Source organism: Pseudoalteromonas sp. S2755 (genome assembly GCF_005886535.1).
Classification (GTDB): domain Bacteria; phylum Pseudomonadota; class Gammaproteobacteria; order Enterobacterales; family Alteromonadaceae; genus Pseudoalteromonas.
The window spans coordinates 1-7,898 of the sequence record NZ_PNDS01000194.1 but is presented as its reverse complement, the minus strand read 5'-3'; the positions used below and the strand labels follow the sequence as shown (position 1 = coordinate 7,898).

Below are 7,898 nucleotides of genomic sequence, written 5' to 3'. Positions count from 1 at the left end.
GTGTTCTAAATGAGAAATGTTTAACGAAGCTAATATGCTATTTCACCCTTCAAATTGATTAGAGAATTAATTCAATTGGTATTATTCAGTACCTAGGAAAAAGTGGCAATGAAGATAAGGGCATGGCTAACAGGTCTGTTGCAGAGAGTATTGAGTTGGCTTATTGAGGAGAATAACGCAGCTATTATAACTTAGCTGCGTTATTGATATTTACGCTTTTGCTTTAGAAGTGGTTTCTTCTAATTCTTTCGCCGCATCAGGGTCGTTGAAAACATCGATATCAAATTCATTTTCAGATTTGGCCACAGCACAAGTAACCATACAATCACCAGTTACGTTAACTGCTGTTCTTGTCATATCTAATAGCCGATCCACACCGATGATAAGCGCGATGCCTTCAACAGGCAATCCAACTTGGTTAAGTACCATTGCAAGCATGATCAAGCCAACGCCAGGCACACCTGCGGTACCAACTGAGGCAAGAGTAGCAGTCAAGATAACCATGAGATAGTCATTGATGGTGAGGTCGACGCCAAATACTTGAGCGATGAAGACTGTTGCAACACCTTGCATGATAGCTGTGCCATCCATATTAATGGTTGCACCCAGAGGGATTGTGAAAGAAGCAACCGAGTTATGTGCACCTAGCTTCTTAGTAGCAGTCTCTAATGTTACAGGCATCGTTGCACTTGAACTCGACGTACTAAAGGCAAACATACATGCGTCTTTCATCTTCTTCAGGAAGATGATTGGACTCAAACCCGTCAATAGCTTAAATAAGATTGAATAGTTAATGAATGCATGAATTAGCAGTGCTGCCAGCACCACCATAAAGTATTTGCCGAGCTCGGCGATTAACCCAATGTCGATGGTTGTAAACAACTTAGCCATCAAACAAAATACGCCATATGGAGCGACATTCATTAATAAAGTCACTAGCTTAAGCACCACTGTATTGAGATCTTCAAACACGGTTGCTAGGCGAGCACCTGCGTCTCCGCTTAATGCCATAGCAATACCGAATAATAGCGCAAAGACGATAATTTGAAGCATGTTACCATTGGCCATCGCGTCAATTGGGTTGGTCGGGAACATGTTGATTATGACTTGTACAAGTGTCGGCGCTTGCTTTGCGTCAAATGACACGCTGCTTGGAATTTCAACGCCACCGCCCGGTGCAATGAGTAGTGCGAGCGTGATCGCAACCGTAATTGCAATTGCTGTTGTAATGAGATACAAACCAATGGATTTACCACCCAAGCGGCCTAACTTTTTGGGATCACTAAGACTACATGTGCCGCATACAAGGGAAATAAACACTAAAGGAACAACAAGCATTTTTAAGCTTGCAATGAAGATTTGCCCACCTATGTGGAATAAACCATCAACAAAAAAACCTTTAATGGGGAGGTCAAAGAGACCTAAAGGAATAAGTATTTCTTTATTCTTACCTAGGATGGCTTGAAGGGTGAGGCCTAATACAACACCCAACACCATGCCTATCATAATGCGCGCCGTTAGGCCCATTTTTTGATTTTCTGACATTGTCCTAACACTATGTATCTTAAAACTGCTAAAGCTTAACAGGCTTGGCGCAGATGAACAGCATTTCACGACAGAAAATCTACCCAATCTAATAAAAAATTGTGATTTTATCGCTAAAATTGAGTTACTATTGAACAATAATAAAATTAACTTAGCTAGGGAGATAGGTGAATGCCCTTTATGCGCTATTTTAGCATACTGATGCTAGCATTCTTACTGACCGCGTGCGGTGGCGGCGGCAGTATCCAAAAAGATACAGATAATGGTAATGGTGATGATGGTAGCGATGGTGTTTATACCATTACGCTTTCAGGAGCGGATACTAGTGGTAATTCAACAAATACACTTTCATCTTCATCTCCTCTAGTAATCACTGCCACGTTAACAAAAGATGGTAGCCCTCTGGCAAATAGCCGAATCGTTTTTGAAAGCGACGAATTTGCAACCATGGAACCCAGCTCTGGGTCTGTGCTTACGAACACTGAGGGTAAAGCGTCAATTACTTTAAAAGTAACAGCTACGGTAGGTGCTGGGCGTGTTACGGCGACTTACACTCAAGGTGATAATAGCGCAACGAGATCTTTTGATTTTACCTCTCAAGGTGGTGGCGATGATGGAGATGTAACCACGTCAGCAAAACTTGAGGTCATGTTATTAAGTAAATGTCCCGCAGGTTGGGATGATAGCCGAGATCAGGCTATGCTAGATCCGATCGCTGCTGGGTGTACTCGCGTCAATCAAGTATCGTCAAACGAGACGGCTGATGTATTCATCAAAATGACATCTAGCCAAACAGGTGATGCTATCGCCAACGCGTTAATTAGTGCTGAAACTACTTTAGGTACTATTTTACCATCGACAGGCACCGCGTTAACAGATTCTTTTGGCATTGCAATCCTAAAGTTTCAGCCAGGTAACCAAGGTGGCGCAGGTACTATTACCGTAAACTCTCCAGATTATGTCGATGTCACTGAGGCTATCAATTTTAATGTTGGTGTTGCTCAATTGAATGTTACGATTGACAATGGCTTGGTTGATAGTAATGGCATCCAACAAAAGCTTTCCGCAGGTGGAAGTACAGTTATTACTGTGACGCTAAAGGATCAGAATGGGGCATTAATCAATAGCGCTGTTGAAGTTGCATTTAGCTCAGCTTGTTCTGCGGCAACTCCTGCGCTTGCTGAATTAGATGAAACGGTAAATACCTCCAATGGTATTGCCCGTTCTACATACCGTGCTAAAGGTTGCCAAGGCGAAGATAGAATTTCTGTTACTATCCAGAACGGCAGCTCTCCAATAAATCAAGAAACGATTATTGAAGTGGATAGTGCGCTTGCACAAGCAGTACAGTTTTTACCTGAGGAAGATGGATTTAATCAATTCATTGCTTTACCTCCTGGAGAAGGCGGCTTACCAACTCAATCTGTTGTGAGTTTTAAACTGGTAGATGAAGATAATCTTGCAATTCCACGAGCGCGAGTCGACTTTAGATTGTCAGATGAGCAAGGCCTAGCCTCGCTTACACAAATTACTGGAAACACCAATGCAAATGGTATCGTAAGAACAACGGTTAAGTCTGGTATTGTGCCGGGCCCCCTTGTCGTCAGTGCGTGTTATATCCCAGAAGAGTCTTACGTTAATTTGCCTGAGGGGGATGCGATTACCTGTTGGACGGACATCGCTAATGCTTGTAACGATGCAGATGCATCAAACGACGATGCCCGCTGTCCTACAGGCGTAATGCATACTATTCCGTTAAGTGAGCAGATATTTGGTGTATCGTCAGGATTAATTTTAAGCTCAGGTGTTACCGATCAGGATACGTTTGATGCTTCCCCTGTTACATTCAATACCAATTCGCTTAATTATAATGGGGTAACAACAAATATTACCTTGTTCTTTGGTGATCAATTCAATCAGTTTAATGCTGATGGCGTTGCTGCAACAGTGATTGCTGAAGCCGGTGCTATTGGTAGTACTGAGTCTGAGGACACTTATGATTGTAGAACGAATAATGCTGCTTGTACTGTGGTGTGGCGTAGCCAAGGAGATAGACCTTTTTATGAATATCGTTGGGGCAACCGCATTGGTGATATAGACGGTAACACGAATACTTTTGAAGCGGTAGCACCTAGGCTAGCGGCTACATTATCAAATACTCAAAAGCAAAGCTCAGCTAATTGGAACTGTGACCCATATTTTGGTAGTGCAGCACCATGTATCAATGGCATGCTAAGACAAAAAGACGCTTCGTCGAATGATGGCGCTGCAACTGCGCTTAGACGAATTGTTATGGGTGGGCGTGTAAGTGTGTTGGCTTTTGTTAAAGGCCAAGAAAATTTCAGAGATGAGCAGTCAAGCGGTGGAGTAGAGCGTCGTAACGGTCGGTTCGACATTGGCGAATATCGCCAAGAATTTGACCTTACAGAAGCATTCCTTGATACCAATGAAAATGGTCGTTTTGATAAAGAGAATTGTGATTCTGCTGCGAACACTGGACCTTGTTCTCCAACCGGAACTGTAAATGGCGGCCATGATGATTGGTGGGTGGATAGCAATAACAATGGTCGCTTTGATTTTGATATCGATGGCAACAATATTTATGAAGGAGACGGCAAGTATAATGGTTTGCTTTGTTCAGAAGCCGCTGAAGCCGCTGGAGAATGTACTAAAGAGCTAGTTAACGTATATAGACAATTTGAATTGATAATGTCTGGCGATAATGCTTTTGTGCGGTTTACAGTGCCAGCCTCGCTTGCAGGTTCTAATGCGTGTCCAAGTGGCAATGGCCTCGAGCTTGAGCCATCTGGAGTAGACGGTGTGTGCGACCTCGCCAGTGTAGATTTCACTGCCGCAGGCAGCCCATCAGCTGTTCCTATTACAATTTATTTCACTGATGAGTTTGGTAACCCGCTTCCGGCAGGTACCGAAGTCGAGATTTCAACAAATAACGGTGAGTTGACCAGTGGCAGTGTGTCTGGCACCTTAGGGAACTACACAAGTGATAAGCCAAACTTCTTCAACGTTACTTTGGCGAGGGAAGCTGAACCAAATAACAAACTTTCTGGCGTATTAGGGATCAAATTTACTTTCCCTGCTTTGGGAGATGATGATGAACGAAAGACACAATCAATCGGAATAAGCGTCACAGACGCTGGATAATTCAACAAATGCCAACTTTCGGGTTGGCATTTTTGTTTCTATTCCTTTATATTCCCGTGCCTTAACCTTATATATATGAATGTGTCCCTAAATTGGCTGAATATTGTACATAAATTGGATAATAATTCGGTGATCAGGGAAAAGTTAGTATTTTTAGCTTGTAACAATAGGTGTTTGTAGATATACCTATAAGTAATTTAACGCCCAAGTAAGGGCAAACATCAGACAGAATCGGTCAAAAATAGGCAGCTATGGGCAAATCGCTAGTAATTGTAGAGTCTCCCGCGAAGGCAAAAACAATCAATAAATACCTCGGCAAGGATTACATTGTAAAATCCAGTGTAGGCCATGTTCGAGATCTTCCTACCTCAGGGGCAGGTAAAACGAAAGGTTTGGCAACGAAGTCTCCAGCTGAAGTGCGTAAAATGTCACCTGAAGAAAAAGCGCAATATAAAAAGCAAAAAGATTATGCAAATTTAGTTGCGAGGATGGGGATTGATCCTGAGAAGGGTTGGGAACCGCATTACGAAATTTTGCCAGGTAAAGAAAAAGTAGTTCAAGAACTACAAAAGCTCGCTGAAGATGCTGACCATATCTATCTCGCAACCGATTTGGATAGAGAAGGGGAAGCGATTGCTTGGCACCTTGAGCAGATTATCGGTGGCGATGAGAGCAAATACAAGCGTGTGGTCTTTAACGAGATCACCAAAAATGCGATAACCCAAGCGTTTGAAGCTCCAGGTGATCTTAACACCGACATGGTATATGCTCAGCAGGCAAGACGATTCCTTGACCGTGTTGTTGGCTTTATGGTGTCTCCGCTGCTTTGGCAAAAAGTCGCAAGAGGATTATCGGCAGGTCGCGTACAATCTGTTGCAGTGAGATTACTTGTTGAGCGAGAGCGTGAGATTAAAGCGTTTATTCCAGAAGAGTTTTGGGATATTCACGCGGATGTTAAAGCAACGAAAGATGATATTCGTCTAGCGGTTACTAAATTTAAAGGCGAAGCATTTAAGCCTGTAAACAAAGCGCAGGCTGATACTGCTGTACAAGTGCTTGAAAACAGTACTTACGAAGTTGTCAAGGTTGAAGAAAAACCAAGTAAGAGTAAGCCGAGTGCGCCATTTATTACCTCGACAATGCAGCAAGCGGCAAGTACTCGTTTAGGTTATGGTGTAAAGAAAACCATGATGTTAGCGCAGCGTCTATACGAAGCGGGTTACATCACCTATATGCGTACAGACTCGACGAACCTATCAAACGATGCATTAGAAATGTGTCGTGGCTATATTGATAGTGAATTTGGGAGTAAGTATCTACCAGAAGCACCATTGCGTTACTCCACAAAAGGCAACGCACAAGAAGCGCACGAGGCAATTCGTCCTTCTGATGTGACGATCTTATCAGGTCATTTAGACGGCGTAGAAGCAGATGCTAAAAAGCTTTATGAGCTTATTTGGCGTCAGTTTGTGGCGTGTCAGATGACGCCTGCAGAGTACGACTTAACAACGCTGACCGTCGCCGCGGAAGATTACACATTAAAGGCGAAAGGGCGCGTGCTACGTTTTGATGGTTGGACACGTGTACAACCAGCTGTTCGTAAGAAAAATGAAGAAGAGCAGGCGCTTCCAAGTGTTTCAGTTGGCGACAAGCTTGATCTTATTGCGATTGATCCTAAACAGCACTTTACTAAACCACCAGCACGTTTCAGCGAAGCAAGCTTAGTTAAGGAGTTAGAGAAGCGTGGTATTGGTCGTCCATCTACCTATGCTGCTATCATCTCTACGATTCAGGACCGTGGTTATGTCCGAGTTGAAAACCGCCGTTTTTACGCTGAAAAAATGGGCGAGATTGTGACTGACAGACTCGTTGAGAATTTCAATGATTTAATGGACTTTGACTTTACCGCAAAAATGGAAGATCGCCTTGATGATATCGCAGAGGGCGAACGTTTATGGACGCAGGTGCTTGATAAGTTTTACGCCGACTTTTCTAACCAGCTAGAAATCGCAGCTGGTGATGAGAGTGAAGGCGGTATGCGACAAAATGTGATGGTTGAAACAGACATAGATTGTCCCACATGTTCACGTAAAATGGGTATTCGTACCGCGTCGACCGGAGTATTTCTTGGCTGTACAGGCTATAACTTGCCGCCAAAAGAGCGCTGTACCACCACAATTAATCTAGTGCCTGGTGATGAAGCGGTTGCCGCGGATGCGGATGAAGAGGCGGAAGCTGAATCGCTGCGTCATATGAAACGTTGTCCAATTTGCGAAACGGCAATGGACTCATACCTTATCGATGAAACGAAAAAGCTCCATGTATGCGGTAATAACCCCGCGTGTAAGGGCTATGTCATTGAAACCGGTGCATTTAAGATCAAAGGCTACGATGGACCACTGATTGAGTGTGACAAGTGTGGCTCGGATATGCAGCTTAAATCTGGCCGTTTTGGTAAGTATTTTGGTTGTACAAATGAAGACTGTAAAAATACCCGTAAGCTATTGAAAAATGGTGAAGCTGCACCACCGAAAGAAGATCCAGTTCCGCTACCGGAACTAGAGTGCGAAAAATCGGACGCGCACTTTGTGCTTCGAGATGGTGCTTCCGGTATTTTCTTAGCGGCGCACACATTCCCGAAATCTCGTGAGACAAGAGCTCCGAAAGTATCAGAGCTAAAACGCTTTAGAGATAGAATTTCACCTAAATTCTATTATCTGGCCGATGCGCCTGAGCAAGACTCGGATGGAAATCCAGCGATTGTTCGTTACTCTAGAAAAACCAAGACACAATATGTGATGACAGAAGTGGATGGTAAAGCAACGGGTTGGAAAGCGACGTATAGTAATGGAAAATGGGTAGAAGAAGAGAAAACTACCAAGAAAAAGAAAGCTTAACAGCTAGCCAAACATCGATAAGTGTCTTCAGATGCTATGGATATTTTGCCTAAAATGTTATTGAAAATAAAAGGCCGCTCAACATATTGAGCGGCCTTTCTCATCATGAATGCCATCACTTAATTAAGCGAACTGGTATTATACCAATTGAATTAATTCTCTAATCAATTTGAAGGGTGAAATAGCATATTAGCTTCGTTAAAAATTTCTCATTTAGAACAACTAAATAGCAAAATTTTTGCCTTGCTACTAAAGCTATTTCCCCGCTTCAAGATAGATCATTTACTTAATACA

Annotated in this window: 3 protein-coding genes; 2 read left to right on the top strand and 1 reads right to left on the bottom strand. The window is 43.1% G+C overall.

Annotation, left to right across the window (positions count from 1 at the left end; all coding sequences use genetic code 11):
• Positions 1-210 precede the first annotated feature (210 nt).
• Complete coding sequence (locus CWC03_RS22660; protein WP_138583772.1) at positions 211-1,545, bottom strand: dicarboxylate/amino acid:cation symporter; 1,335 nt, start codon at positions 1,543-1,545, stop codon at positions 211-213.
• Between the two features lie 171 nt (positions 1,546-1,716).
• Here CWC03_RS22660 and CWC03_RS22655 point away from each other — a divergent pair, with 171 nt between their 5' ends.
• Both CWC03_RS22655 and topA read left to right on the top strand, forming a co-directional pair.
• Positions 1,717-4,707, top strand: coding sequence for an Ig-like domain-containing protein (locus CWC03_RS22655; RefSeq protein WP_138583771.1), 2,991 nt, complete (start codon positions 1,717-1,719; stop codon positions 4,705-4,707).
• Positions 4,708-4,958: 251 nt separating this feature from the next.
• Positions 4,959-7,604 carry a type I DNA topoisomerase gene (gene topA / locus CWC03_RS22650; protein ID WP_138583770.1) on the top strand — a complete coding sequence of 882 codons (2,646 nt, stop codon included), beginning with the start codon at positions 4,959-4,961 and terminating at the stop codon, positions 7,602-7,604.
• Positions 7,605-7,898 lie beyond the last annotated feature (294 nt).

What these genes read in the sequence shown, in the direction of transcription:
- CWC03_RS22660 (WP_138583772.1), bottom strand. Translation starts at nt 1,545, where the DNA reads ATGTCAGAAAATCAAAAAATGGGCCTAACGGCGCGCATTATGATAGGC.
- CWC03_RS22655 (WP_138583771.1), top strand. Translation starts at nt 1,717, where the DNA reads ATGCCCTTTATGCGCTATTTTAGCATACTGATGCTAGCATTCTTACTG.
- topA (WP_138583770.1), top strand. Translation starts at nt 4,959, where the DNA reads ATGGGCAAATCGCTAGTAATTGTAGAGTCTCCCGCGAAGGCAAAAACA.